This is a genomic window from Rhizorhabdus sp. GW822-FHT03C02 (assembly GCF_058801765.1).
The window spans coordinates 325,949-351,834 of record NZ_JBXANN010000003.1; the positions used below are offsets into that span (position 1 = coordinate 325,949).

Sequence of the window (25,886 nt, forward strand, 5' to 3'; positions counted from 1 at the left end):
GGGTCGCCTGGCCCCGGATCGGGGCTGGGCGCGCGGCGAGAGGGAGACCGCTAAGCGGCGCGGGGCCGCCTTCTATCCGAGCTGGATACGGCTGCCGACGACGGTCCGGAAGACCCGGTCGGGCATCTGGGCGATGGCCGGCGCGATGAACGCCTCGCCGGTGCAATGGCCCGGAAAAATGAAGTCGGGATCGAGCGCGCGCAGCATCGCCAGCGTCTCGAGCGCCTGGGCCGGGGTCTGGGGCGGGACCAGATGGAAGCCGCCCATCACCGCATGGACCTTGTCAACGCCCGACGCCGCCCGCGCGGCGAGCACGGTGTTGACGATGCCGCGATGGCTGCACGACCCGATCACGACCAGGCCCTTGCCCTTCAGATGGAAGGCGGTGCCGAGTTCGTGGACGGCGTCGTCGACGAAGAAATCGAGATCGCGCCGGTCGGCGTCGAGCCCCTCGCGCCGGCATCCCTGGCCCGGCAGCATCGCGGTCGGGACCTTGGGGTGCTCGGCCGACACGAGCGGAATCCGGCCGGTGGTGAAGGCCGCGCCGGCCACCGTTTGCGGTGTCGGCGCGACCCGCAGTTCGATTCCCGCCGCGATCAGGTCGGGCTTTTCGAGTTCGCCGAAGCCGGCGCCGTCGGGGGCGATGCCGCGCAGCCGCGCGCAAAAGGCTTCCTCGCCGCCGACATAGAGCGGGGTGCCCCGGCGGACATGGCCGAGCAGTGCCGCCAGCCCGCCGAAATGGTCATAATGGCCATGGCTCAGGACCATCGCCTCGATCGACGCCGGATCGACGTTGAGCAACGCCATGTTCGAGGCGAGCGCCTCGGGCGTATAGCCGAAATCGATCAGCAGCCGGTGCTTCGCACCACCGGTCGTCGCGTCGCAGAGCGCCGAATAACCCCATTCGCCGCGCAGCGTCGCCCGGTACGATCCGCTGACGCGCGCCGGCGGCAGCAGTTTCAGCCCGGGGCGTTCGACTGGGGTCGCGAAGCTCGACACCGTTCCGTCGGCGAGGATCATGATCTCGAGCCGGTCGACCTCGGGCACGACGAGCGCGGCTGCCGACAGGCGCCAGGGCAGCGCGGCGGCGAGTCCGCCGGCGATGATCGACCTGCGTGATATCATGGCATATTCCCTTCGGCGCATCCTCGCTCAATCGGAATGCCCCGCCAAGATCTATACGGCGAGGGGAGGGGCAGGGTTTCGGCAGCGCCGATCCGTCGGCTTTTCCTACCTTAAACTCCGATCCACCGCATATTATCGAGCGTCAACTGGCGGCGTTGTCCCTGGCCAGACGACTTCGAGGCGCGAGCGGGCGATGCGCCATTCGCCGTCGATCCGCCGATACGCATCGGCATAAAGTCCGAGCAGCAGCAGCGGATTGGGGTCGGGCTTCGACGCGGTTTCGAAATCGAGGAGATAGCAGCGGCCCTCCGCGGTATCGGGACCGGTGATCCTGATCCAGTGGTTGGCGATGGCGTGGAGGAAGGGATAGCGCCCCACATCGTCGCGATCATAATGGGCGAACGCGGCGGTGAGTCCCGCGCGAATCGCATCGATTCCGCGCATGATCCCGACGGTCACCTCCACCGTCGCGTCGGGCGCGAAGACCCGATCGAGCGCGTCGATATCGTTGCCGTCGAGGTGGTGCGAATAGAGGATCCGCAGATCGCGGATCGCCTCCCTGTCGAGAAGCGCCTGAAGCCGGTCGGCCATGTCGGATGTCCCTGGAACAGACGGTCTAGTTGTGCCGAGCGTCGGCGGCAGAGGCGCCGTAAGTCGGATAGTCGATATATCCCCTGGCGCCGCTGTCGCCGTAGAAGGTCGCCCGGTCGGGAATCGCGAGTGGCCAGCCATTCTTCATCCGATCGACCAGGTCGGGATTGGCGATGAACGGGCGGCCGATCGCGACGAGGCCCAGTTCGCCGGATTCGAGCGCGCGCGTGCCGCTGGCCATGTCGAAGCCCCCCGCCGCGATCAGCGTACCGCGGTAGATCCTGCCGAAGGCGGACGCGAAGCCGTCCGGAATCTTTTCCGCGCCGATCGTCAGCTGGTCGCTGAGATGGACATAAGCGAGCGTCCGCGCCTGAAGCTCGGCGGCAAGCGCCAACCATGTTTCGCCCTCGTCGGCATAAGGCGCCATGTCGAAGAGCCGCCCGAATGGCGAGATGCGCACGCCGACACGGTTGCCGCCGATCTCGGCGCCGACCGCGTCGAGCGTCTCGAGCAGAAACCGCAGCCGATTTGCGATCGAGCCGCCATAAGGATCGGAGCGGTCGTTGAGCGCGCCGCTGATGAATTGTTCGAACAGATAGCCGTTCGCGCCATGCACCTCGACACCGTCGAAGCCGGCGTCGATCGCGAGCCGCGCCGCCTTGACGAAGTCCTGCGTCACCCGGCGGACTTCGTCGGTCGCCAGCGCGCGCGGCGTGCTCGTGGGTACCATGCCGGGCTGGCCGGTGTCGTCATGGGCATAAGCGCGCGCGGTCGGCGCGCGCTCCGCGGTCGGCCCGACCGGCGCACCCCGATCGGGTTGAAGCGACACGTGCGATACGCGCCCGACATGCCAGAGCTGTGCGAAGATCCGCCCGCCTTCGGCATGGACCGCATCGGTCACGCGACGCCAGCCCGCGGCCTGCGCCTGATTGTAGAGGCCGGGGTTGAACAGATAGCCGCGGCCTTCGATCGAAACCGGCGCACCTTCGCTGACGATGAGGCCGGCACCGGCGCGCTGGCGATAATATTCGACCGTCATGTCGTCGGGAATGTCGTGGAGCGCGCGGGCGCGGGTCATCGGCGCCATCACGATGCGATTGGCGAGGCCGAGACCGGCAAGGTCATAGGGTTCGAACAGGATGCTCATGGCGATGTCCTTCGGGTGATGCGGCGGGCAACGGTGGTCGGCGAGATCGGCCGCTCCTGCACTCGATCATCTAAGTGCTCGCGCCTCGAGCGATAATCGCCTTGCGATGACGATGACTTCGTCCCACAGGTTCGGAATGATCGGGCAGGAGCGGTTCAGCGGCATCGTCGAATTCGTCGAGACCCAGCGTGCCGGCAGTTTCACGGCGGCTGCGGCGGTGCTGGGCGTCAGCGGCTCGGCCGTCGGCAAGAGCGTGTCGCGGCTCGAGGCGAGGCTCGGGATCAAGCTGCTTCACCGGACGACGCGGCAACTGACGCTGACGGCCGAGGGCGCCGCCTATCTCGAGACCTGCCTGCGGATACTCGACGATCTGGACGGGGTGGAGACAGGGCTGGCGTCCGGTCGCAACGACCCGGTGGGAAAAGTCCGTCTCGATCTGCCCGCGGCGTTCGGGCGCCGTCACATCATGCCGACGCTGCTAGGGTTGTCGGACCGATATAGCCGGCTCGACCTCGCGGTGATGTTCACCGAGCGGACGGTCGATATCATCGCCGAGGGCGTCGATCTCGCGGTTCGGATCGGGATGCTCGGCGACGACGCCGGGCTGATGGCGAAACGCCTGGGCGTGCAAAGGCTCGTGATCTGTGCGTCGCCCGGCTATCTGGCCCGGCACGGCGCGCCGCGGTCGGCGGACGAACTGGCCATGCGCGACTGCATCATCGGCTGGCGCCGGGTGCCGCGGCCAGCCTGGCTGCTGAAGGACGCGTCCGGCCGCTCCACCCGACGCGAGGTGCGCGTCCGCCACGAATTCAGCGACGGCGAGGCGATGGTCGAGGCCACGCTGGCCGGCGGGGGGCTATGCCAGTTGCCCACCTGGCTGATCGCCGGTCACCTCGCGTCGGGCGCGCTGGTCCCGGTTCTCGAAGAATGGGCCGGTGCGGAAATGCCGATCCACGCGGTCTGGCCACGATCCCGCTATATGCAACCCAAGCTGCGGATCGTGATCGACGCGCTGGCCGTGGCCGCGCTTGCGGAGGGATCGGGTTTCAGGCCCTGAACGGTGCGAGCGCATGGTCCCGATACGAAATGTCGGTCGTCATCCGGGCGGGATCGGCCCCAGGCTTTCGTCACAGCGCGTTGTCGAGCCCCGCCGCATGCTTGGCGGCGATATAGCCGAAGGTCATCGACGGGCCGATGCTGGCGCCGGCGCCCGGATAGACATTGCCCATCACCGACGCGGTGGTGACCCCGGTCGCGTAGAGCCGCTCGATCACGCCGCCCTGCGCGTCGACCACCCGGGCCTTGGCGTCGGTGACGACGCCGCCATAGGTGCTGACGTCGCCGGGGACGACGGGGACCGCGTAGAACGGCCCTTTCTCGATCGATCCGATCGAGCTGCGTTCCGAATAGGGATCGCCGACGAAGCCGCAATTGTCATAGGCGCGCTCGCCGCGGTGGAAGTCCTCGTCGACGCCCTTGGCGACGAAGCCGTTCCAGCGCGCGACGGTCGCCGACAGCCGCGCCGGATCGACTGCGATCGCCTTGGCGAGGCCCTCGATCGTGTCGGCCTTGTGCAGATAGCCCGCCTCGATCCAGCCGGCCGGGATCGTCTTGTCGATGAACTTGCCGGCGACCGGGTAGAGCTCGACATATTGCCGGTCGAGGATCGCCCAGCTCGGGACCGCCGGCGCCGCGGCTTCGCGCTTGAGCATATTCTCGCAATAGAGCTCGTAGCTGCCGCCCTCGTTCATATAACGCTCGCCGGTGCGGTCGACGAGGATCGCGTGCGGCTTGGCGGTCAGCGTCTGCGCGCCCGGCATGACATAATCCTTGTCCGAGCCGGGGGTGGGGGTGAGCTGATAGCCGACCATCTGGTCCATCTGCGCCAGCGTGCCGCCGATCCGTTCGAGCTCGCGGTGCATCTCGCCGGTGTCGCCTTCGGGGGTCTGCGACCACTCGGCGCGCGATCCCGGGATATAGCGGTCGCGCATCGCCTGGTTGTGGGCAAAGCCGCCGGCATTGACGAGAACGCCGAGCCGCGCGCCGATCCGCCACGGCTTGCCGCCTTTGACCGTGGCCACCCCGGTCGCGGTGCCGTCCTCGACGACGATCTCGTTCACCGGCGTGTTGATCCGGACGTCGACCCCGGCGGCGATCGCCGCCTTGAGCAGCCGCCCCTGCAGCGCGGCGCCGGCGGTGGTATATTTGCGCCCCAGCAGCAGGTCGCGGATCGTCCGAAGCGCGATCCGCGCCATCAGCTTGCGCGAGCCCTTGTTGGTCCGCGGATGGCCTTGCGCCTGCATCCCTTCGAACAGGGTGACGTTGAACTCGGCGAAGCCGAGGCGCAGCGTGTCGCGCAGCGCGCCGAGTTGCTTGCGGTCGAACGGCTTGGCGACGACCGTGCGCGATGTTTTGCAGCCGCCGGGCAGCTCGTCATAATAATCGGGCCAGAAGGTCGCGCCGCGCTGCAGCTCGATCCCCTGGTCGACGAGGAAGTCGATCGCGCGGGGGCCTTCGGTCAGATAGGCGAGTCGTTTCTCGCGCGAGGTTCCCGGCGCGGGCTTGCCGTCGAGGTCCTGCAGCGCGTCGAGATAGGCCATGCCGGCATCGACGCTGTCCTGCTCGCCATCGGCCAGCATGAAGCGGTTGGCGGGAATCCACATCACCCCGCCCGATTTGGCGGTGGTGCCGCCGATATATTCGGTCTTTTCGAGGATCGTAACCGATTTGCCGGCCTGCCGCATCACCAGCGCCGAACTGAACGACCCCGCGCCGCTGCCGACCACGACCCAGTCGACCATCTCGTCAAATTCCGCCAATGTGCCTCTCCCTGGGTCTTTCGCCCGATGTCGATCGGACGATGCCGGCATCGAAGCGCCACCGTGCCAGTTCCGGGAGCGGATGTGAATTTACCCGCCATGGCGAAAACGCTGGGGCGATGCAGTGGCGGTAATATTGAAGCTTCGGCGGTTTGGGGGAACAAGCGGCGTGTGGCATGCACACATCTGGTCGGGCCAAGCCGGATCCTCCCCATCGCAGATGGGGAGGGGGACCAGCGAAGCTGGTGGAGGGGTGGTGCAGAACCTCGCCGGTTGCGATGGCGCTGAGGTCGGAAAGCCCCTCCACCGCTACGCGGTCCCCCTCCCCAAACCTACGCTACGGTTTAGGGAGGATCTGCAAGGCTCAACCCGACGCGGACATCCGGTAGCGTAGGCGGGTGGGGCTTAGATAAGCCCCAACCTCACGCCACCAGCCGCTCTTTCGCGGCGACGATCTGGCGTGCCGACGCGCCCAGTTCGCGCGAGGCTTCGGCGGCGGCGGCGCGGACCTGGGCGATCAGGGTCGCGGCATTGTCGTCGGTGTAGCGCGCCAGCGGCAGGGTCAGGCCCATCGCGGCTATGATCTGGTCGTCGGGGCCCCAGACCGGGGCGGCGACGCCGCCGACCGAGACCTCCCATTCGCCGCGGTTGATCGCGATGCCCGAAGCGCGCACCTCCTCGACCGCCGCGACCAGCGCGTCGGGTTCGACGATCGTGCGCGGGGTATAATAGCGCAGCGCGCGCGACAGCGTCTCCTGCAGCGCGGTCGGGTGATAGGCGAGGAAGATCTTGCCGGTCGCCGAGCAATGGGCGGGCGCGCGCTCGCCGATCTCGGAGAAGGCGCGCACCGAATGGACGCCTTCGGCCTTGTCGACATAGATCACGTCGGGGCCTTCGGAGATGGCGAGGTGCACCGTCTCGAGGGTCGCGCGCGCCAGCCGGTCCATGATCGGCCGGATCGCGCGGCGCAGGTCGAGCCGCTCGATCACCTTGGCGCCCTGCTGCCAGATCTTGAGCGTCGCCGCATAGCGGCCATTGGCGGCGCCGACATAGCCCAGCGCGACGAAGGTTTGCAGATAGCGGTGGATGTTGCTCTTGGTCAGCCCGAGCTGCCGCGCCAGTTCGGTGACGCCCATCGGCTCCGGTGCGGCGATCAGCGCCTCGAGCACCGACATGCCCTTGATGATCGTCTTGTCCATCACATCCCCATCGCGGAGCCGGGCCATAGCCGGGCCGGCTCCAACCATTTTTCGTTCATATCATCGCCCGGCCGCCGCCTGTCGGCGTCGCCCCGGACGCCGTCAGGCGGCGGCCGGTTCCCGGTCGAGCGCGGTCTCGAGATCGTGGACCGCCATGCGATAATATTTCAGCCCGAGCGCGCTTATGATGATCGCCGGAACGCCCAGCAATAGCACATAGAAGCTCAGCACGACGCCGATCATTTTCGGGTCGCCGGTGAAATCGGTCGCGGCGCCGATGATCGGCGGCCCGATCAGCGGCCCGATCAGCGAGATGAACACGTTGAAGATCGCCATCGACTGGGTGCGGATCTCGCCCGGGGTGATCAGCGCCATCGACGCGGGGCCGCCGGCGGTCGCCACCGACTTGCCGATGAAGGCGATGAACATGAACACCACCGCGATCTCGGCGCTGGGCATCACCGGATAGAGCGCGCTTGCCGGCACGCAGATCAGCAGGCCGAGGATCAGCACCCGCATCGATCCGTCGGTGCGGCCGACCGCGAGCTTCTTCTGCGCCCAGACCGCCAGCGCGGTGCCGATCGGCCCGGCGGTGAAGTAGAACAGCCCGGTGACGAAGCCGGTCTCGGCGACGCCCCAGCCCCACAGCCGGGAGAACAGCGGGACGTTCCACAGCGTCAGCGCCGACAGCGCGAAGTTGCAGGTCGATCCGATGATCAGCCCGCCGAAACCACGCCAGCGCGCGATCATGTAGCGGAAGGCGTAGCGGCCGTCCTGGTCGGGCGAGGTCCGCTCGAGCCGCCTGGGCTCGTCGACGGTGAGCATCAGGCCGGCGAAGATGAAGCCGGGAATGCCGACCAGAACGAAAGTCGCCTGCCAGGGGGCCAGCGTGCCGAAGATCGGCCAGTCGACATGGCCGAGGCCCTGGAGCCAGTGAACGACCACGCCGCCGATCAGGAAGGCGAGGCCCGCGCCCAGATAAGGCCCGGCCATGTAGACGCTGATCGCGCGCGGCCTCTCCTTGCGGTTGAAATAGTCGCTGATGATCGAGACCGAGCAGGGGCTGACCACCGCTTCGCCGAGGCCGAGGCCGAGCCGCATCAGGAACAAGGGCAGGAAGGTCGCGACCAGTCCGCTGCTCGCGGTCATCGTGCACCAGATCAGGATGCCGGCGAACAGCAGATATTTGCGGTTCGAGCGGTCGGCATACCAGCCGAGCGGGATCGCCACGAGCACATGGAAGGTCGAGAAGGCGGGGCCGAGCAGCAGCCCGACCTCGAAGTCGCTCAGCTTCATCGCCGCCTTGATCGGTTCGACCAGCAGGCTGAGGATGAACCGGTCGAAATAGGACAGGATGAAGATCAGCAGCAGCAATATGACGACATACCAGCGGTATGCGGCGCTATTCTTGTCGAGCATGTCGTCATGGCCCCTTATGGCCGGCGTCCGGATCTTCCCGTGGCGCCGTGCCGGAAATGTCGAAATCGATCCCGCCGGCGATCAGCGCGGCTTGCGGCTGCCGAACACGTACCAGCCGCCCTTGCCGTGGCGCGGCCGGCCGGGCTCGTCCCAGGCGAAGGCCGCCGCACGATCGGGATAGGCGCCGATATCGGGCAGGATATGCGCGAAGCCGGCGTCGCGATCGAACCCGGCATCGGCCATCAGCGCGATCGGATCCTGGTCGCGAAAGGCGGTATAGGCCGGCTCGTTGTTGTTGCGCGTGTCCCAGTTCCAGAAATAATTCTCCCACGCATCGACCAGGTCGTGCGCGGGCAGTTCCTGGTGGACCATCAGCCCGCCGGGCTTGAGCAGCCGGTGGCATTCGGCGAGCACCTTCTTCGTCGCCCAGACCGGGATCTCGTGGAAGAAGAAGCTCGAGACGATCAGGTCGAAATGGCCGTCGGGAAAGTCGGTCCGTTCGGCATTTTGCTGGCTGAACTGGATCGGGATGCCCTCATGTTCGGCGACGGCATGGCCGTAACGCAGCAGCGGCGCGCCGACGTCGATGCCATGCGCCTCGACCCCCGGAAAGGCCTGGACATAGGGCATCAGATTCTTGCCCGAGGTGGTGCCGAGATCGAGCATCCGCGCGGGCGCGACGTCGGGAAAGGCGTGCTTGATCCAGCGGCTGACGACGCGGGCGACCCCGCCCCAGCTGCGATGGCTCTGCTGCGCGGTGAACACCCGCGATCCCAGGCTGACGACCGCGCCCTGGGCGACGTCGTCGGCGGTATATTCGCTGTGGAAACAGCCCGGGGTCAGGTGGACATCGAGATTGGTGACATAGGCCGGCACCTCGAACCCTGGATCGAGCCGCAGCGATCCGCCGGCCGGGCTGCGCTGCGCGGCGTCGCGGGCGATCCCGACCAGTTCGGGCAGCGCGCGTTCGACCTCGGGCTGGACCGAGAGGAAGCACATCTCCTGCGCATTGTAGCGCAGCGTCGAATAGAAGCGGTAGCTGTTCTCGCCCGTCATCGCCTTGTCGATGTCGCGCCAGCGGGCCGCGGGGCCGCCATGGCGCGGCGCCACCCGCTCGCGATAATCGGTCTCGAGCGCGCCGACGAAATCCTGGATCGCGTGACGGCGCAGCGTGCTGCAGAATTTCTGGCGGGCGATCTCGTCATGGGTCGGCCGCGTCACCGATTCGATGTCGGCCACCGGCGGCTCCGCAAAATCGCTGTTGCTGCTGTCGGCCATCGGCTGCGCCATGATCGGATTCCCTGCCTTCGTTCTGGCCATGTCCGGCCCGGTCCAATATTCAGAACATTGTTCCGAATCGGAGGCTATCACTCCATCCGCCTTCCAGCAATGGGCCTGCGAGGCCCGCCGGCAACAAAGCGTCCGCCCCGGCTCGTGCGGATCGGCGTCGCGCAAAATTCGCTTGCGTGGACCAAATTACTATTAGAAGTAGTACAAATGAATTTCCGGTCGCGGAGGGCATTTGGTGGCGGTTGATGCGGAGATTATCGTCGTCGGGGCGGGGCCGGTCGGTCTGACCGCGGCGCTGCTGCTCGGCCGCCGCGGCATCCCGTTCGTGCTGATCGCGTCGGAGCCGGTGCTGGCGACCGACCTGCGCGCCTCGACCTTCCATCCGCCGACGCTCGATCTGCTCGATATGCTCGGGCTGGCCGAACCGCTGATCGCGCAGGGGCTGCGCAGCCCGACCTGGCAGGTGCGGATGCACGAGACCGGCGAGCGCGCCGAGTTCGATCTGGCCGCGATCGCCGGCGACACCAACCATCCCTTCCGGCTCCAGTGCGAACAATCGAAGCTGTGCGCGCTGCTGCTCGACCGGATCCGCGCCGAAGGGCAGGGGCGGCTGCTGCTCGGCCTCAGGGTCGATGCGGTGCGCCAGGACGATGACGGCGTCGAAGTGGTCGCGCGGCCGGTCGACGGCCCCGACGATGCCGATCCGCAGGTCTTTCGCGGCCGTTTCCTGATCGGCGCCGACGGATCGCGCAGCGTCGTGCGCCGCGACGCCGGCATCGCCTTCGAAGGCAAGACCTATCCCGAGACGACGATCCTCGCGACCACCCTGTTCCCGTTCCACGATCATCTGCCGGGCCTGTCCAACGTCAACTATGTCTGGAAGCAGGGCGGCACCTTCAGCCTGCTCCGGCTGCCGCATCTGTGGCGCTGCAGCCTCTATCCCGACCATGACGAGACGATCGAGGACGGGCTGCGCCCCGAGAGCATCACCCGCAAGCTCGACCAGATTGCGCCCAATCCGGCCGGGCACAGCGTCATCGACACCCGCGCCTATCGCATCCACATGCGGATCGCCGACGATTATCGCGCGGGCCGGATCCTGCTCGCGGGCGATGCCGCGCATGTGAACTCGCCGTCGGGCGGGATGGGGATGAACGGCGGCGTCCATGACGCGTTCGAACTGGTCGCGACGCTGGCCGAGGTGCTCGACGGCGCGCCGATCGAGACGCTCGACCGCTATACCCGCCGCCGCCGGCCGATCGCCGAGCAGGAGGTGCTGGCGCAGGCCGACCGCAACCGCGCGCGGATGCAGGAACGCGACCAGGACCGGCGGCGCGAGACGCTGGCGGCGCTGCAGAAGACCGCGGGCGACCCGGTCGCGGCGCGCGAGCACCTGCTGCGCAGTTCGATGATCGCGGGCCTGCGCCGCGCCGCGGAGATCGCATGATCGCGGGGCGGATCCAGCGGGGGGGCTATGATTATGGCCGCGCCGGCCGGATCGGCATCGGCACGCCGCAGGCCAATCCGACCGTCGAGACCGAATTTTCGATCCTGGTGCCGCCCGCGGCGAGCCTCACCACCGTCCGCCTGACCAGCCGCGCGGCGGCGCCGGCCGATCGGCTCCGCGACTATCTGCTGCGGCTGCCCGAGCATCTCGAAAGCTTCGACAGCTTCCGCCCCGACCTGTTCGGCTTCGCCTGCACCGCCTCCTCCTATCTGGTCGCTCCGGCCGAGGAACGCACGGTGCTGGGCTATTGCGAGGCGCGGTTCGGCTTCCCGATCATCACCGCGGCCGATGCGATCGCCTGGACCCTCAACCGGATCGGCGCGCGCCGGATCGCGCTGGTGTCGCCCTATCCGGCGGCGCTGGCCGACGCGGCCCAGGCCTATTGGACCGGGCGCGGCTTCGCGCTGGTCGAAACCGGGCAGGCGGGGCAACTCGCCCCCGATGCCGATACCCGCGGCATCTACGATCTCGGCAGCGCCGACGCCGCCGCGGCGCTCGGCCGGATCGACCTGTCGGCGATCGACGCGATCCTGCTCAGCGGCACCGGCATGCCGTCGCTGCCGCTGATCGCCGCCGCCCCGATCGACCTGCCGATCCTGTCGTCGAACCTCTGTCTCGCTGCGGTGATCTGCGACCGGCTCGGGCTCGGCGATCCGATCGATCCGCTATCCTCGCCCGGCCTCGCCTGGCGCGACCGCTGCCGCGCCGCCACCGCGCCCTTTTTCAGGAGTCCCACATGACCGAGTTGATGACCGCCTTGATCGATGGTGAGGTGATCGGCACCGGCGACGCGCCGATCGAGGTGATCAACCCGGCCGACGACAGCCTGATCGTCGAACTGCCCGAGGCCGATGGCGCCACCGTCGACCGCGCGGTCGCGGCCGCCCGGCGCAGCTTCGACGAGGGCGTCTGGCGGACGATGCCGGTCGACAAGCGCCAGGCGGTGCTGCGGCGCTGCGCCGAACTGATCGACGCCGCCGCCGACGAACTCGCCGACATCGAATGTTCGAACACCGGCCTGCCGCTGTCGCAGATCCGCGGCCGCTCGGTGCTGCGCGCCGGCGACAATTTCCGCTTCTTCGCCGACTATATCGGCCAGAGCGTCGGCCAGCTCTACGAGCAGAATCCCGATTATCTGACGATGGTGCGGCGTGAGCCGGTTGGCGTCGCCGCGCTGATCAGCCCGTGGAACTCGCCGATCGCGCTCGGTTCGATGAAGATCGCCTCGTCGATCGCCTTCGGCAACAGCTGCATCCTCAAACCCTCCGAACAGGCGCCGCTCGGCATCAGCCGGCTGGTGGCGATCCTGCGCGACGCGGGGATTCCCGACGGCGTCGTCAACCTCGTCAACGGCCGCGGCGCCACCGCCGGCGACCGGCTGATCCGCAATCCCGGGGTCGACGTCGTCACCTTCACCGGTGGCACCCCGACCGGGCGGGTGATCATGCGCACCGCGGGCGAACTGCTCAAGCCCGCCACCGTCGAGCTCGGCGGCAAGTCGGCCAACATCATCTTCGACGATGCCGATTTCGAACAGGCGGTCGACGGCGCGCTGCTCGGCATCTTCACCAACAACGGCCAGCAATGCCTCGCCGGATCGCGCATCCTCGTCCAGCGCGGCATCGCCGACCGCTTCATCGAGGCGTTCGTCGAGCGCGCGCGCAAGATCCGGGTCGGCGACCCGCGCGATCCCGCGACCGAGATCGGGCCTTTGGTGTCGCAACGCCATATGCAGCATGTGCTCAGCTTCGTCCCCGGCGCCGGGGAGAGCGGCGAAAAGCTGCTGACCGGCGGCCGCCGCGCGCCGGCGTTCGACAAGGGCTGCTATGTCGAACCGACGATCGTCCTCGCCGGATCGAACGATGCGCGGGTCTGCCAGGAGGAGATTTTCGGCCCGTTCGCGGCACTGGTCGTGTTCGACACCGACGAGGAGGCTTACCGCCTCGCCAATGCCAGCCGGTTCGGACTGGTCTCCTATGTCTGGTCGCAGAGCATCGCCCGGATCATGGCAGCGCAGGAACGGATCGAGGCGGGCATCGTCTGGTGCAACACCCCGATGATGCGCGAACTGCGCGCGCCGTTCGGCGGCTACAAGGAATCGGGGGTCGGCGCCGATGGCGGTGCGGCCTGCGAGGCCTTCTACACGCGGCAGAAGGCGATCTCGATCCCGCGCCGTCCGATCGTGCTGCGGAAGCTCGGGGTTTGACCCGGCCGGGGCCGTCATGGCGGCCCTGGCTGGCCGTCCTGCTGCTGTTCCTCGCCCAGGCGCTGTCGCATCTCGACCGCTTCCTGCCGAGCCTGCTGATCAAGCCGATCAAGGCGAGCCTGGATCTCAGCGACTTCCAGGTTGGGCTGCTGCTCGGGCCGGCCTTCGCGCTATTCTATGCGACGATGGCGATCCCGGCGGGCTATCTCGCCGATCGCTACAGCCGCCGCAAACTGCTCGCCGGCGCGATCGCGATCTGGTGCGCGATGACGATGCTTGCCGGCTTCGCCGATCATTTCGGCATGTTGTTCGTGTCGCGGCTGGGCGTCGGGCTCGGCGAGGCCGCGGTGACGCCGTGCGCGCTGTCGCTGATCAGCGACTATTTCGACCGGCCGCGGCGGCCGCGCGCGATCGCGCTGATGATGGCGGGCACCACCTTCGGATCGGCGATGGCCTTTCTCGGCGGCGGGCCGCTGGTCGCCTGGATCGCCACGCTGCCGCCGATCGCGCTGCCGCTGATCGGCGGGGTCGAACATTGGCAGGCGGTGTTCCTGATCGCCGGCCCGCCGGGGTTCCTGCTCGCCGCGCTGATGCTGCTGATCCGCGAGCCGGCCCGGTCCGAGACGATCGGCGGCGCGATCGGCGCCGATGCCCATCATCATGTGCCGCTGGCGGCGGCGATCGGCTTCATGGCGCGGCGCTGGCGCGCGTTCGGGCCGCTGGTCGTCGGCAATGCCGGATCGCTGACCCTGGGCACGCTCAGCCTGTGGAACGTCGCCTTGTTCGAGCGGAGCTGGAGCTGGGACGTCGGCCGGTTCGGGCTGGCGGCGGGGCTGATCTATCTGTCGGTCGGTGCGATCGGCTATACGCTCGCGGGCTGGCTGTGCAGCCGCGCGCTCAAGGCCGGGCACAAGGACGGTACGCTGCGCGCCTTCCTGATCGGCATCTGCATCGTCGTGCCCGCCACCATCCTCTATCCGCTCGCGCCGAGCGCGCCCTGGGCGCTGGTCGGGTTCGCGCTGTTCCTGCTCGGCCAGTGCATCTGCGGCACCGCCGGCCCGGCGTCGTTGACGATGCTGACCTCGAGCGACGTCCGCTCGACCGCGACCGCGCTCTATTTCGTGATCCTCAGCCTGACCAGCCTGGTGCTCGGCCCCTTGCCGGTCGGCTTCATGGTCGATCGCTTCGGCGACCCGGCGATGCTGCGTTATGCGATGGCGATCGAGGCGGCGCTGATCGGCATCCCGGCGATCCTGATCGTCTGGCGCGGCTTCGGCGGCTATCGCCGCGGCGTGATCGAGGTCGAAGGGCTGATCGCCCTCTCCGCAACAAGGGAAGCCTCCAGCCATGACGACTGACCTGCGCCGCCGGCTCGGCGGTATCCGCGCGGTCACCTATTCGGTGCCCGACATCGCCGCGATCGAGCGCGCTTATGGCGGCGTGCTCGACTATCGCGTCGTCGACCGCGGCACCGTCGCCGCCGATCGCGCCGCCTTCTGGGGCGCGCCCGCGGCTGCCGGCCGCCGCTATGTCGCGCTCGAACCCGCGGGCGGCGAGGCGGTGGCGCTGCGCTTCGTCGAGACCCCGCACCACGAGCCCTGGCGCGCGCTCACCACCCATGGCTGGAACGCGACCGAGATCATCGTCGAGGATGTGAACCTGCTCGCCGAACGGATCGCGGATTCGCCGTTCCGCCGCATCGGCGGGCCGCGCCCGCTCACCAACTATCCGAAGATCAGCGCGATGCAGGTGATCGGCCCGGCCGGCGAATGCGTCTATCTGACCCATGCCCCGCCCGGCTGCGGGATGGACCTGGGACCCGCGCGCGGTTTCGTCGGCCGGGTGTTCTCGGTGGTCGCCGGCGGCCCCGACATCCACGCGATGAACGCGGCCTATGCGGCGTCGTTCGACAATGTCGTGCGCCCGCCCAAGCCGACCCCGATCGGCATCATCAACGAGGCCAATGGCCTGCCCGCCGACCACAAGACCGATCTCGGGCTGGTCGAGCTCGAATGGGGCACGGTGCTCGAACTCGACGGCTATGCCCCGGCGATGACCCCGCGCCCGACCCGCGACGGCGACCTGCCGCCGGGTATGGCGATTGTGACGTTGGACGTGCGCGCGATGGGAGCGGGTTATATGCCGGATGCGCATAAGCCGCTGCCGCTGTCGGCGGGGCCGGACGCGGCGCTGAGGATGTGGCGTGGGGCGGCTGGGGAGTTGATCGAACTGGCTGCGACGGACCTTTAGCGCGCGATGATCCGAGGCCGTCTTCCCCAATTTAAGCCCCTCCCTTTTAAGGGAGGGGTTGGGGTGGGTCGCGAGCGCAGCGAGCGTCTACGCTGGAACCGAAGCGACTTCAGCGGCATCGAGCCGCCTCAGTCGCCACCCACCCCAACCCCTCCCTTGAAAGGGAGGGGGCTTTAAATGTGGAGTCCCCATCCCATGACCCTCGACCAACAGATCGCCGATTTCGTCGCGGACTATGTCCGCCGCTGGAACGCCTATGACGTGCCCGGGCTGCGCGCGATGTGGGACGAGCGCGAGCCGGTTCCGATCTATGTCGCCGAGGAGTCCGAGCCGATGATCGGCTGGCCGGCGATCGAGGCCTATTGGGGAATCGACCGCAGCAAGTCCGACCGGCTGCTCACCTATGACCGGCTGACGGTGCGCGCCGCCTCGGACGATATCGCGATCGCCTTCTACCATATGCGCTGGAACGTCTTCATCCCCGGCAACCGCCTCTATCCGCGCCCGTTCGGTGGCGCGGTGCGGGTCAGCGCGACCTTGCGCCGGCGCGAGGATGACTGGCGGCTGTTCCATTATATCGAGGCGCCGCTCGCCGCGCTGATCCAGATGCGCCAGGCGTCCGAGGCGATGGTCGATCCGCTGCTCCACGAGCGGATCGCGCAAAAACAGGCCTGATCGCATGGTCTCGCCGATCGACCGCGCCTTCGTCCGGCTGCCCGAGGGGCTCGTCCATCTCCGCCGGATCGACGGCGTGCCGGACGCGCGCCCGCTGGTGATGCTCCACGCCTCGCCGGGTTCGTCGCGCGGGATCGCGCCGCTGGTCGAGGCGCTCGGCGCGCGGCCGGGGGCGCCGACGCTGATCGCGCCCGACATGCCCGGCAATGGCGATTCGGATGCCTTCGTTCCCGACGCGGCCGATATCGGCTGGTATGCACAGGCGCTGGTGCGGCTGCTCGACCGGATGGGGATCGGCGAGTTCGATCTCTACGGCACCCATACCGGCGCGCGGATCGCGGTCGAGGCGGCGGCGTCATGCCCCGACCGGGTCGGCCGGCTGATCCTCGACGGGCTGACCGACTATCCGCCGGCGATGCGCGACCTGCTGCTGCGCGACTATGCGCCCGAGATGGTGCCCGACGATCATGGCGGACATCTGATCTGGGCGTTCCATTATATCCGCGACCAGTCGCTCCATTTCCCGCATTTCCTGCGCGACCCCGCCCACCGGCTGATGACCCGCGCGGTGCCGCCGGCGGCCGATCTCCACGCCGCCACCCTCGAACTGCTCAAGGGGCTGACCTCCTATCACAAGGCCTATCGGGCGGCGTTCCGCTATGACGCCGCGGCGCGGCTGGCCGATGTGCGGGGGCCGGCGATGCTGCTGCTCGCCGACGGCGAACTGCCCGATCTGCGCGCCGCGACCGCCGGTCTGGCGGCACGCCTGGCCGACGGCCGGGTCGAACCGGTCGGCCGGACCCCGGCCGAGAAAGCGGACGCGATCGCGCGCTTTCTGGGGTTCGTCGGGTAGCGGGCGAGCGCTGACCGATCCTCCCTGAGCCGCAGGCTCGGGGAGGATCTGGACGCCGGCGGCCTGCTCGGCTTGCGATCAGACCCCCGCCGCGTCGACGATCGCGTCGCCGCGCGCGAACCAGGTGCCGGGGCGGGCGGCGAGTTCGGCGAGCAGCCGCTCGAACGCGCCGATCCGGTAGGGCAGGCCCATGATATAAGGGGTGATGTTGAGCGGCAGCATCCGCCCGCCGAACCGCGCGCTCTCGCCCTCGAGCAGGTCATAGGCGTCGGTCATCTGTTCGACATAGGAGTCGACGCCATGCTGCTGGTTGACCAGGATCTGCCGGTCGGACAGCTCATGGTTGAGCGGCAGGTTGACCAGGTCGCCGGCGGTCGTCGCGAAGCGATAGGGGAGTTCGTCGTTCACCCAGTCGCACATATAGTCGATGCCGGCCTCGACCAGCAGCCGCGGCGTGTTGAAAGACTGCGACCGCGCGATCGAGTGCCAGCCGCGCGGGCGGGTGCCGGCGATTTTTTCGAGCGTGTCGATCGAGCGCAGGATCAGGTCGCGCTCGGCTGCCTCGTCGAGGCCGCTGGCGATGGTGCCGTTCATGTCGGTCGAATGGGCGACGATTTCGTGGCCGCCTGCGACGATGTCCGCGATCACGCTCGGATAGCGTTCGGCGATAGCGCTGTTGACCGCGACCGAGACGGTCGCGCCGACCTTCGCGAAGGCGTCGAGCAGCCGGTAGAAGCCGACCCGGGTGCCATATTCGCGCGCGGTATAATGGCGATAGTCGGGATAGGGGGTCTGCATATGGCCCGGCGCGCGGAACGGCTTGTCGCCGGGCACGATCGGAAACCATTCGAGATTGACCAGCGTCCACACCGCGACGCTTTTGCCGTCGGGCCAGGCGATCGGCGAACGATCGAAGATGTTCGACCAGGGATAGAAATCATGGTCCATCCCGTGCCGGCGCATCGGATAGTCGAGATAGGCGGGGTCGAGCGCCATCAGCGGGCCTCCGTCGCATAGCGGGCCGCATCGGCGACCGCGGCGTCATAATCATGGGCGAGGAAATGGTCGGCGATGTCGCCCGAGCGGGTGATCCAGGCGCGGCCATCGGCGGCGATGTGGCGCAGCACCTCCTCGAACGGTCCGATCCGGTGCGGCTGGCCGACCAGATAGGCGTGGAGCGGAATGCACATCACCGTGCCCGAAGTCTCGCCTTCCTCGGCAAGCCGCTCATATTGGCGGATCAGCGTCTCGGCATAGTCGCGCGGCGACATGTTGTAGACCGAGAAGCCATAATGGTCGTTGACCTCGAGGCTGTACGGCATCGACACCAGCCGCCCTTGCGCGACATGGACCGGCCCGGGCTGGTCGTCATGATAGAGGTCGCAGGTGTAGGTCAGCCCATATTCGGCGATCAGGTCGAGCGTGCGCGGGGTGTGGGTCAGCGCCGGGGCGAGCCAGCCCTTGATCGTCTGGCCGGTCGCCTCGCGCACCGTGCGGATCGAATCCTCGATCAGCGCGCGCTCCTGCGCCTCGTCCATCCCGTAGGAATAGCGGGTGTTGTAGGCGCCATGGCTGAAGAATTCCCAGCCGAGCGCGTTGACCTGTTCGACGATCTCGGGATGGTGCTGGCACATCGCGATCGACAGCGACACCGATCCCTTGAAGCCGTGGCGCTCCATCGCATCGGCGAGCCGCTGATGCCCGACGCGGTTGCCATAGTCGCGGTGGCTGTAGCCGACGACGTCGGGATGCGGCTTGGTCCAGGCCTTGCGCTGCGGGTTGGCGGGCGGATCGAGTTCGTAAAATTCGATATTGGGCGACACCCACACCGCGACGCGCTTGCCGTCGGGCCAGGCGATCTTCGCACGGTCGCGATAGGGCCGGAATTCGTAGAGGCCGGGATCGCCTTCACCCTCGCGCATCAACGCGCCTCCAGCCAGTCGATCACCGCCTGGACCGGCTCGACATCGGCATATTTGAGCTGGAGGTCGGTCAGATTGGCGAAATGATAGCTTTCATGCTTGTCGGCGCAGGTCTCGATCGGAACGATCGCGCGGAAGCCATAAGCCAGCGCGTCGACCGCGGTCGCGCGCACGCAGCCCGAGGTGCTGCCGCCGGTGACGATCACGGTGTCGACCTTGTGCCAGCGCAGATAGGAGTTCAGCGGGGTCTCGAAAAAGGCCGACGGCATCCGCTTGGTGTAGACGAGGTCGTTCGCATCGATCTCGCAGCGCGGATCGAATTTGTGTCGCTCGCTGTCATATTTGATGTTCTGCAGCGAATCCTCGGTGTTGGTGCGGGTGCCCCATACCCCGGCGTCGCCGGCGTCGTCCTTATAGGCGACATGGCTCCAGATCACCGGCATGCCCTTGGCACGCGCGAGCCGCGAGATGTCGTTGACGTAACCGATCTGGTTGGGATCGGTCTCATAGGCGGTCTTGAACATATCGATGCGGGTATAGGCCTGCTGGAAGTCGACATTGACGATCGCGAGCTTCTCGCCGAAGCCGAACTTCTTGCGCGCCGGATTGGCCATGACCTCTTCGAACAGCTGACGCGCGGTCTTGTCCTCCCGCACCATCTTCGTTCCGACGATCGTCATGCTACCTCCTTGATCGGCTGCCCGTGGGCGCCGTTGAAACCGAGCGGAAGCCCCGCATCGGGAATGAAACCGTAAAGCGGCTCGCCGGGCAACGCCTCGGCCAGGATCGACCGCACCGCGTTCAGCCGGTCGATGTCGATGCCGGTGCGCAGCCCCATCGCCTCGAGCATGAACACCAGATCCTCGGTGACGATATTGCCCGAGGCGCCGGGCGCGAACGGGCAGCCGCCGAGGCCGCCCAGCGAGCTGTCGAGCGTGGTCAGCCCGCATTCGATCGCCATCAGCGCATTGGCGAGGCCGAGGCCGCGGGTGTTGTGAAGATGGATGCCGGTCAGCGCGTCGCGCCCGACGACGCCGTGGACCAGCGCGATCAGCCGCTTGACCGCGGCCGGATCGGCATAGCCGGTGGTGTCCGACAGGCCGACCTCGTTGCAGCCCGCGGCCATCAGCCCCTCGGCGAGCCGCGCGATCTGCGCGTCGGGGATCGCACCTTCGAGAGTGCAGCCGAACGCGGTCGACAGGCTGCCTTCGAAATGCGGGCGGCGCTCGGCCGGCAGCGCGGCGATCATCGCGCCGATCGCCTTCGCCTCGTCGAGCACCTGGACATGGGTGCGGCGCAGATTGCGCAGCGAATGGGTCTCCGATACCGACAAAGGCAGGGTGATCTTGTGCGCGCCGGCGGCGATCGCCGCCTCGGCGCCGCGGGCGTTGGGTACCAGCACCGCCACGGTCAGGTCGGGGATCGTCAGCGCATGCGCGACGACCTCGGCGGTGTCGGCGAGCTGGGGCAGCAGCTTGGCGGGAACGAAGCTGCCGACCTCGATCTCGCGGACGCCGGCGGCGGCCTCGGCGCTGATCCAGGCCTTCTTCGCCGCCAGCGGCATGATCGCCGATATGCTCTGCAGCCCGTCGCGCGGGCCGACCTCGCTGACGAGTATGGCGATGTCGTCGCTGGCGCTCACGCTGGCTTCACCCTTTCGACTCCGGTTGCGTTATTTGTCATAGGTCTATATCAAATAAGCGACGCCGTTCAAGGCGTGACAGCAAATTCGGGATAGAGATGGACCAGGACGCCCTACCGCTTGCCGGCCTGAAAGTCGTTGAATTCACACATATGGTGATGGGCCCCGCGGTCGGAGTCATCCTCGGCGACCTGGGCGCCGAAGTGGTCAAGGTCGAGCCGGTCGGCGGCGACCAGACCCGCCGGCTGCTCGGTTCTGGGGCGGGTTATTTCCCGATGTTCAACCGCAACAAGCGCAGCATCTGCCTCGACCTCAAGAGCGCCGAGGGGATCGAGGTCGCGCGCCGGCTCGCCGCCGAGGCCGACATCGTCATCGAGAATTTCCGGCCCGGCACGCTCGCCAAGCTCGGCCTGTCCTACGAGACGCTCGCCAAGACCAATCCCGGGCTGATCTATTGCTCGGCCAAGGGCTTCCTCGCGGGACCCTATGAGCAGCGCACCGCGCTCGACGAGGTCACCCAGATGATGGGCGGGCTTGCCTATATGACCGGGCCGCCGGGGCGGCCGCTGCGCGCCGGATCGTCGGTGATCGACATCACCGGCGGCATGTTCGGGGTGATCGGCATCCTCGCCGCGGTCGAGCGCCGCCACCGCACCGGCAAGGGTGGCGAGGTGCGCTGCTCGCTCTACGAGACCACCGCCTTCCTGGTCGGCCAGCACATGGCGCAGCAGGCGGTGACCGGCAAGCCGGCCGGGCCGATGCCGGTCCGGGTCTCGGCCTGGGCGATCTACGACGTGTTCGACACGCTCAACGCCGACGAGCAATTGTTCGTCGGGGTGGTCAGCGACGGCCAGTGGCTGACCTTCTGCGAGGCGTTCGGTTTCGACGATCTCGGTGCCGATCCCGATCTGCGCGCCAACAACCAGCGCGTGCTCCAGCGCGAGGCGATCCTGCCGCGGGTGCGCGCGCTGTTCGCGACGCTCGACCGCGCCATGCTGGTCGGGACGCTCGAGCGGATCGGCCTGCCGTTCGCGCCGATCATGCGCCCCGACGAGCTGTTCGACGATCCGCATCTCAATGCCGGCGGGCTGCTTGACCTGACCCTGCCCGACGGGCGGCCGACCCGGCTGCCGGGACTGCCGGTCGAGATCGACGGCGAGCGACTCGACCTGGTCCGCGACATTCCGCAGATCGGCGCCGACAGCGACGCGCTGCTCGCCGAGCTCGGCTATTCGGACGGCGAAGTCGCCGCCCTGCGCCAGGGCGGGTGCGTGGCCTGACATGGGCGAGACGCTTTTCCAGAAATTGTGGGACATGCATGCGATCGCCGATCTCGGCGACGGCATGGGGCTGATCGCGATCGACCGGGTGCTGCTCCACGAGCGCACCGGCGGGGTCGCGCTCGAAAGCCTGCGCGAGGCCGGCAGGACCGTGTTCGCGCCCGAACAGGCGTTCGTGACGATGGATCATATCGTCGACACGCTGCCCGGCCGCGGTGACCGCACGACGATGCCGACCGGCACCCAGTTCATCACCACCACCCGCCGCGCCGCCAATGAAGCGGGGCTGACCCTGTTCGACATCGGCGATCCGCGTCAGGGCATCGTCCATGTCGTCTCGCCCGAACAGGCGATCGTGCTGCCCGGGCTGACGCTGGTCTGCCCCGACAGCCATACCTGCAGCCAGGGTGCGCTCGGCGCGCTCGCCTGGGGAATCGGATCGACCGAGGCCGAGCATGCGCTGGCGACAACGACGCTACGGGTGCGCAAACCGAAGACGATGCGGATCCGCATCGAGGGTAGGCTCGGCATCGGCGTCACCGCCAAGGATCTCGCGCTCCATATCGTCGCCCGGCTGGGGGCTGCCGGTGGCGACGGCCATATGATCGAATATGCCGGCAGTGCCGTGCGCGCACTCGACATCGAGGCGCGGCTGACCCTGTGCAACATGGCGACCGAGCTGTCGGCCTTCTCGGCGATCATCGCCCCCGACGGGCTGACCTTCGATTATCTCGCCGGCCGCAGCTACGCGCCCAGGGATGCCGGCTGGACCGCCGCGGTCGAGGCGTGGAGCAGGTTGCGATCGGACGACGATGCCTGTTTCGACGCCGAACATGTCATCGATGCCGCCGAGGTCGCGCCGATGGTGAGCTGGGGGACCAGTCCGCAACAGGCGGTACCGCTGGGCAGCGTCGTGCCGGCCTATGCACCCGACGCGCACGGCACCCCGGCGGCGCATGCCCGCGCGCTCGACTATATGGGCTTGCATGAAGGCCAGCCGCTCGACGCGCTGCCGATCGATGGCGCCTTCATCGGATCGTGCACCAATGCGCGGATCAGCGACCTGCGGCGCGCGGCGGCGGTGCTCAAGGGGCAGCGGGTCGCCGACCATGTCCGCGCGATCGCGGTGCCCGGGTCGACCGTGGTCAAGGCGCAGGCCGAGGCCGAAGGGCTCGACCGCATCTTCCTCGACGCGGGCTTCGAATGGCGCGAGGCGGGCTGTTCGATGTGCTTCTTCGCCGGCGGCGAGAGCTTCGGTCACCGCCAGCGGGTGATCAGCTCGACCAACCGCAATTTCGAAAGCCGCCAGGGCCCCGAGACGCGATCGCATCTCGCCTCGCCCGAGACTGTCGCCGCGTCCGCCATTGCCGGCGCGATCAGCGATCCGCGCAAATTGGAGCCCGTTGCCCGATGATCCCGCTCGACCGCATTACCTCGGTCGCGGTGCCGCTGCTGCGCGACAATGTCGACACCGACGCGATCATCCCCTCGCGCGAGATGAAGGCGGTGTCGAAGAAGGGGCTCGCCGACGGGCTGTTCGCCGGCTGGCGCTACCGCACGATCGGCGGCCGCGACGCCGATCCCGACTTCGTGCTCAACCAGCCGGCCTATGCCGGCGCGCAGATCCTGCTCGGCGGCGCCAATTTCGGCTGCGGGTCGAGCCGCGAACATGCCGCCTGGGCGCTCGCCGAATATGGCTTCCGGGTGGTGGTCGCCGCCGGCTTCAACCCGATCTTCCGCGGCAACTGCATCCGCAACGGCATCGCCCCGGTCGAACTGCCCGCCGACGCGATCGCCGAGATCGCCGCGGCGGGGCAGCCGGTGACCTGCGATCTGGTCGCGGAGCGGCTGTCGATCGCCGACGGGCGCCACTGGCCGATCATCCTCGAGGACGAAGCGCGCGAGATGCTGATCGGCGGGCTCGACGCGATCGACCTGACCCTCAAGCGCCGCGACGAGATCATCGCCTTTCGCGCGCGCGATCGGCGCGCGCGGCCCTGGGTCTATCTCTGATATCCGATCCCGGTGCGCTTGGCTCATCGGGATCGGGTAATCAGCCCGTGCGGCGCTTGAGCCTATCGATCGAGGATGCGTCAGCATCTTCGAGATCGCGCATGACGCTCATTTTATCGACGCATCGATCCGTTCCAGCATCTCGGCCAGCCAGATGGCCTGCGGATCGTCCCGCTGGCCGCGCGCTCTGGCGAGCTGGCGCGCGACGATCAGATGGGCTTCGCTCCGGCCATATTCGGCGATCAGATCCGCCGCCTCCTGTTCACGGGTGAAGGCGCGGGGAGGTTTCGAATGGCGCGATGCGGCGGCATAGCCCATCTGCTGTTCGCGCAGCTCCACCGTGGGGGCGGGCGAATCTTCGAAACGGATCATATCTGCTGGGCGCGCGCCGCCGCGCGGTTTTCTGAAGCTACTCATAGATACGCATACTCTTGTCGGTTCTGCTTCCGAGACGTCGCCGGCAGCGATCGCCCGCAAGGCAGATGCGACCGAAACGAACCCATTTCGGCAAAGCGCGGATGATCCGCCGACGGGAAGGGCGTCCGGCCCATTCCGGTGCGATCGGTAAAATCGCATGGTAGGGCACAGCCGGTGCGGATTGCCGCGATGCGTGCCGTCTACGGTCCATGCCCAACATCCAGCGATCGGATATCATCATGACCCTGTCGTCATCACCGAAGCCTCGCGACGGATCCGATCATGGGGCCGAGGCCGACCGGACATCCCGCGGAACGGATGGCGCGCTGTCGGGGATGTTCGGTAGGTTGCTGATATGGTCGATGCGCAACGCCGCACATCCCGGCCGGGCATGATCGACAGGGTTGGAGATATGCGGCATCGTCGCGGCTGCGGCGAGGGGGGCAGGGCCACATCCGCGAAGGTGACGGCGAGAATCGCTGCCGGCTGACGGTGGCAGCCTGCCGCCGGCTAGATGCTGCGCCGCGATAACAGCGCGGCTGCGCTGCGGGAATAGAGCAGCGTGAAATCATCGGGCGCGCGCCCTGCGATGCGTCGGCCGGGGCTGCGGGCCGGATCGCGGTCGGCGTCGATCCGCGGCGGCGAACGGTCGACCGCGTCGCGGTCTCGCTTGCAGACGTCGATATTGCTCATCGGGTGGGTCGTTCCATGACGGGTCAAATGCCGGGTTCGCCGGCCATCGTTACGCAGAAGCCACAGGACATCGTGTCATGTCGATATACGGTGGATGCGTAGCGAGAGTTGCAGTGATGCGAATTTCGGTAAGTGCATCAGTCCATGATTGCATATTTTGCAATCTTGTTAGCGCTAACCGCAATTGCAATCGTTCATGCTGCGATGCACAAGGATCGGGCCTTTCAGGCATCCTCTCCTAAAACTTTCAAAGGGCCGATCCTCCGGGATCGGCCCTCTTTTTTGTTTGTGGCACCGGCAGATTCCGGCGGACACCCTGTCGCGTCAGTGCGCCGCAACCACGAAGCGGCTGTTGTCGGCGACCTGGGTGCCGGCATTCGCCAGCGCCAGCTCGACCTGCGGCATCGCCTTGGCGACCGCGACGCGGGCGCAGCGATTTTCCTGGACCTTGGCCTCGAGCGAGGCGGTGCCATCGACCGCGCACACCGCCTTGGCGGCATGGTTGACGCGGGTCCTGAGCGCCGCCTGGCCGCTCGCGCTCGCCAGGTTGAGATCGGCATAGCTGACCGTGCGGGTGGGGAGCGTGGCCGCCGAGGCGGGGACGGCGATCGCGATGTTGACGAAGGCGGCGGCGACGGCGGCGGTGGCGACGAAAAACTTGTTCATGGTCATTCTCCAAAATCATGCGGGCGGCGGCCCGGTGAAACATGCTGTTCGCGGGGTCCGATGATCGGCTGTCCTCCGCGGCTGAGCTGTCTCTAGGCCGGTCGAATCGTCCGGGCATGCGCGCTTCGACCGAAGGCGCGTTCGGCTCCACCAGCCGCCAGGTCGGGCGACG

At 67.8% G+C, this 25,886-nt stretch carries 25 protein-coding genes; 11 read left to right on the forward strand and 14 right to left on the reverse strand.

Annotated elements, in window-relative coordinates; translation table 11 throughout:
• Positions 1-72 precede the first annotated feature (72 nt).
• From AC1RM6_RS11355 to AC1RM6_RS11365, 3 genes are all read right to left on the reverse strand, one after another.
• Positions 73-1,125, reverse strand: a complete 1,053-nt coding sequence (locus AC1RM6_RS11355) for an MBL fold metallo-hydrolase (RefSeq protein ID WP_493101173.1) — start codon at positions 1,123-1,125, stop codon at positions 73-75.
• A 132-nt stretch (positions 1,126-1,257) separates the two neighbouring features.
• Positions 1,258-1,716, reverse strand: a complete 459-nt coding sequence (locus AC1RM6_RS11360; protein ID WP_493101175.1) for a nuclear transport factor 2 family protein — start codon at positions 1,714-1,716, stop codon at positions 1,258-1,260.
• Positions 1,717-1,741: 25 nt separating this feature from the next.
• Positions 1,742-2,863, reverse strand: coding sequence for an alkene reductase (locus AC1RM6_RS11365; RefSeq protein ID WP_493101177.1), 1,122 nt, complete (start codon positions 2,861-2,863; stop codon positions 1,742-1,744).
• A gap of 106 nt (positions 2,864-2,969) precedes the next feature.
• Here AC1RM6_RS11365 and AC1RM6_RS11370 point away from each other — a divergent pair, with 106 nt between their 5' ends.
• Positions 2,970-3,920 (forward strand): LysR family transcriptional regulator, encoded by a 951-nt coding sequence (locus AC1RM6_RS11370; protein ID WP_493101179.1) that lies wholly within the window; start codon positions 2,970-2,972, stop codon positions 3,918-3,920.
• Positions 3,921-3,990: 70 nt separating this feature from the next.
• On the opposite strand, the gene AC1RM6_RS11375 is transcribed toward AC1RM6_RS11370, so the two are convergent.
• The 4 genes from AC1RM6_RS11375 to AC1RM6_RS11390 form a co-directional block, all read right to left on the reverse strand.
• The gene (locus AC1RM6_RS11375) at positions 3,991-5,733 is read right to left on the reverse strand and encodes an FAD-dependent oxidoreductase (protein ID WP_493101181.1); all 1,743 of its coding nucleotides are present in this window, start codon (positions 5,731-5,733) and stop codon (positions 3,991-3,993) included.
• Positions 5,734-6,104: 371 nt separating this feature from the next.
• Positions 6,105-6,881: an IclR family transcriptional regulator gene (locus tag AC1RM6_RS11380; RefSeq protein ID WP_493101183.1), complete on the reverse strand. Its 777-nt coding sequence runs from the start codon at positions 6,879-6,881 to the stop codon at positions 6,105-6,107.
• A gap of 102 nt (positions 6,882-6,983) precedes the next feature.
• The gene (locus tag AC1RM6_RS11385; protein WP_493101185.1) at positions 6,984-8,300 is read right to left on the reverse strand and encodes an MFS transporter; all 1,317 of its coding nucleotides are present in this window, start codon (positions 8,298-8,300) and stop codon (positions 6,984-6,986) included.
• A gap of 81 nt (positions 8,301-8,381) precedes the next feature.
• Entirely contained in the window at positions 8,382-9,590 is a 1,209-nt protein-coding gene (locus AC1RM6_RS11390; protein WP_493101187.1) for a class I SAM-dependent methyltransferase, read from the reverse strand.
• 235 nt (positions 9,591-9,825) lie between these two features.
• On the opposite strand from AC1RM6_RS11390, the gene AC1RM6_RS11395 reads away from it, so the two are divergent.
• The 7 genes from AC1RM6_RS11395 to AC1RM6_RS11425 all read left to right on the forward strand — a co-directional run bounded on the left by AC1RM6_RS11395 (position 9,826) and on the right by AC1RM6_RS11425 (position 17,081).
• Positions 9,826-11,037 (forward strand): FAD-dependent oxidoreductase, encoded by a 1,212-nt coding sequence (locus tag AC1RM6_RS11395; RefSeq protein WP_493101189.1) that lies wholly within the window; start codon positions 9,826-9,828, stop codon positions 11,035-11,037.
• Positions 11,034-11,837 (forward strand): maleate cis-trans isomerase family protein, encoded by an 804-nt coding sequence (locus tag AC1RM6_RS11400; protein WP_493101191.1) that lies wholly within the window; start codon positions 11,034-11,036, stop codon positions 11,835-11,837. Before AC1RM6_RS11395 ends, AC1RM6_RS11400 begins: the two co-directional genes overlap by 4 nt.
• A complete protein-coding gene (locus AC1RM6_RS11405) occupies positions 11,834-13,303 on the forward strand; it encodes an aldehyde dehydrogenase (protein ID WP_493101193.1) in 1,470 nt (489 codons plus the stop codon). The genes AC1RM6_RS11400 and AC1RM6_RS11405 overlap by 4 nt, the downstream gene beginning before the upstream one ends.
• Entirely contained in the window at positions 13,300-14,661 is a 1,362-nt protein-coding gene (locus tag AC1RM6_RS11410) for an MFS transporter (protein WP_493101195.1), read from the forward strand. The genes AC1RM6_RS11405 and AC1RM6_RS11410 overlap by 4 nt, the downstream gene beginning before the upstream one ends.
• The gene (locus AC1RM6_RS11415; protein ID WP_493101197.1) at positions 14,651-15,553 is read left to right on the forward strand and encodes a hypothetical protein; all 903 of its coding nucleotides are present in this window, start codon (positions 14,651-14,653) and stop codon (positions 15,551-15,553) included. Before AC1RM6_RS11410 ends, AC1RM6_RS11415 begins: the two co-directional genes overlap by 11 nt.
• A 195-nt stretch (positions 15,554-15,748) precedes the next feature.
• Entirely contained in the window at positions 15,749-16,228 is a 480-nt protein-coding gene (locus AC1RM6_RS11420; RefSeq protein ID WP_493101199.1) for a YybH family protein, read from the forward strand.
• Between the two features lie 4 nt (positions 16,229-16,232).
• Complete coding sequence (locus tag AC1RM6_RS11425) at positions 16,233-17,081, forward strand: alpha/beta fold hydrolase (RefSeq protein WP_493101201.1); 849 nt, start codon at positions 16,233-16,235, stop codon at positions 17,079-17,081.
• 78 nt (positions 17,082-17,159) lie between these two features.
• Here the strand turns inward: AC1RM6_RS11425 and AC1RM6_RS11430 are convergent, their stop codons facing one another.
• The 4 genes from AC1RM6_RS11430 to AC1RM6_RS11445 are packed head-to-tail and all read right to left on the reverse strand — an operon-like array spanning position 17,160 to position 20,645.
• Entirely contained in the window at positions 17,160-18,077 is a 918-nt protein-coding gene (locus tag AC1RM6_RS11430) for a polysaccharide deacetylase family protein (protein ID WP_493101203.1), read from the reverse strand.
• Positions 18,077-19,003 (reverse strand): polysaccharide deacetylase family protein, encoded by a 927-nt coding sequence (locus tag AC1RM6_RS11435; RefSeq protein WP_493101205.1) that lies wholly within the window; start codon positions 19,001-19,003, stop codon positions 18,077-18,079. Before AC1RM6_RS11435 ends, AC1RM6_RS11430 begins: the two co-directional genes overlap by 1 nt.
• Positions 19,003-19,683 carry an isochorismatase family protein gene (locus tag AC1RM6_RS11440; protein WP_493101207.1) on the reverse strand — a complete coding sequence of 227 codons (681 nt, stop codon included), beginning with the start codon at positions 19,681-19,683 and terminating at the stop codon, positions 19,003-19,005. The genes AC1RM6_RS11435 and AC1RM6_RS11440 overlap by 1 nt, the downstream gene beginning before the upstream one ends.
• Positions 19,680-20,645, reverse strand: coding sequence for a hydroxymethylglutaryl-CoA lyase (locus tag AC1RM6_RS11445; RefSeq protein WP_493101209.1), 966 nt, complete (start codon positions 20,643-20,645; stop codon positions 19,680-19,682). Before AC1RM6_RS11445 ends, AC1RM6_RS11440 begins: the two co-directional genes overlap by 4 nt.
• 98 nt (positions 20,646-20,743) lie before the next feature.
• Here AC1RM6_RS11445 and AC1RM6_RS11450 point away from each other — a divergent pair, with 98 nt between their 5' ends.
• Genes AC1RM6_RS11450 through leuD form a run of 3 tightly spaced genes read left to right on the forward strand, consistent with a single transcriptional unit; the run spans position 20,744 to position 23,938 of the window.
• Positions 20,744-21,925 (forward strand): CaiB/BaiF CoA transferase family protein, encoded by a 1,182-nt coding sequence (locus AC1RM6_RS11450; protein WP_493101211.1) that lies wholly within the window; start codon positions 20,744-20,746, stop codon positions 21,923-21,925.
• Between the two features lies 1 nt (position 21,926).
• Positions 21,927-23,339: a 3-isopropylmalate dehydratase large subunit gene (locus AC1RM6_RS11455; RefSeq protein WP_493101213.1), complete on the forward strand. Its 1,413-nt coding sequence runs from the start codon at positions 21,927-21,929 to the stop codon at positions 23,337-23,339.
• Complete coding sequence (leuD, locus tag AC1RM6_RS11460; protein ID WP_493101215.1) at positions 23,336-23,938, forward strand: 3-isopropylmalate dehydratase small subunit; 603 nt, start codon at positions 23,336-23,338, stop codon at positions 23,936-23,938. The genes AC1RM6_RS11455 and leuD overlap by 4 nt, the downstream gene beginning before the upstream one ends.
• Positions 23,939-24,046: 108 nt before the next feature.
• Here the strand turns inward: leuD and AC1RM6_RS11465 are convergent, their stop codons facing one another.
• From AC1RM6_RS11465 to AC1RM6_RS11475, 3 genes are all read right to left on the reverse strand, one after another.
• Positions 24,047-24,415 (reverse strand): hypothetical protein, encoded by a 369-nt coding sequence (locus tag AC1RM6_RS11465; RefSeq protein ID WP_493101217.1) that lies wholly within the window; start codon positions 24,413-24,415, stop codon positions 24,047-24,049.
• Positions 24,416-24,865: 450 nt separating this feature from the next.
• Positions 24,866-25,048: a hypothetical protein gene (locus AC1RM6_RS11470; RefSeq protein ID WP_493101219.1), complete on the reverse strand. Its 183-nt coding sequence runs from the start codon at positions 25,046-25,048 to the stop codon at positions 24,866-24,868.
• A gap of 324 nt (positions 25,049-25,372) precedes the next feature.
• Positions 25,373-25,714, reverse strand: a complete 342-nt coding sequence (locus AC1RM6_RS11475; RefSeq protein ID WP_493101220.1) for a UrcA family protein — start codon at positions 25,712-25,714, stop codon at positions 25,373-25,375.
• Between the last annotated feature and the right edge of the window lie 172 nt (positions 25,715-25,886).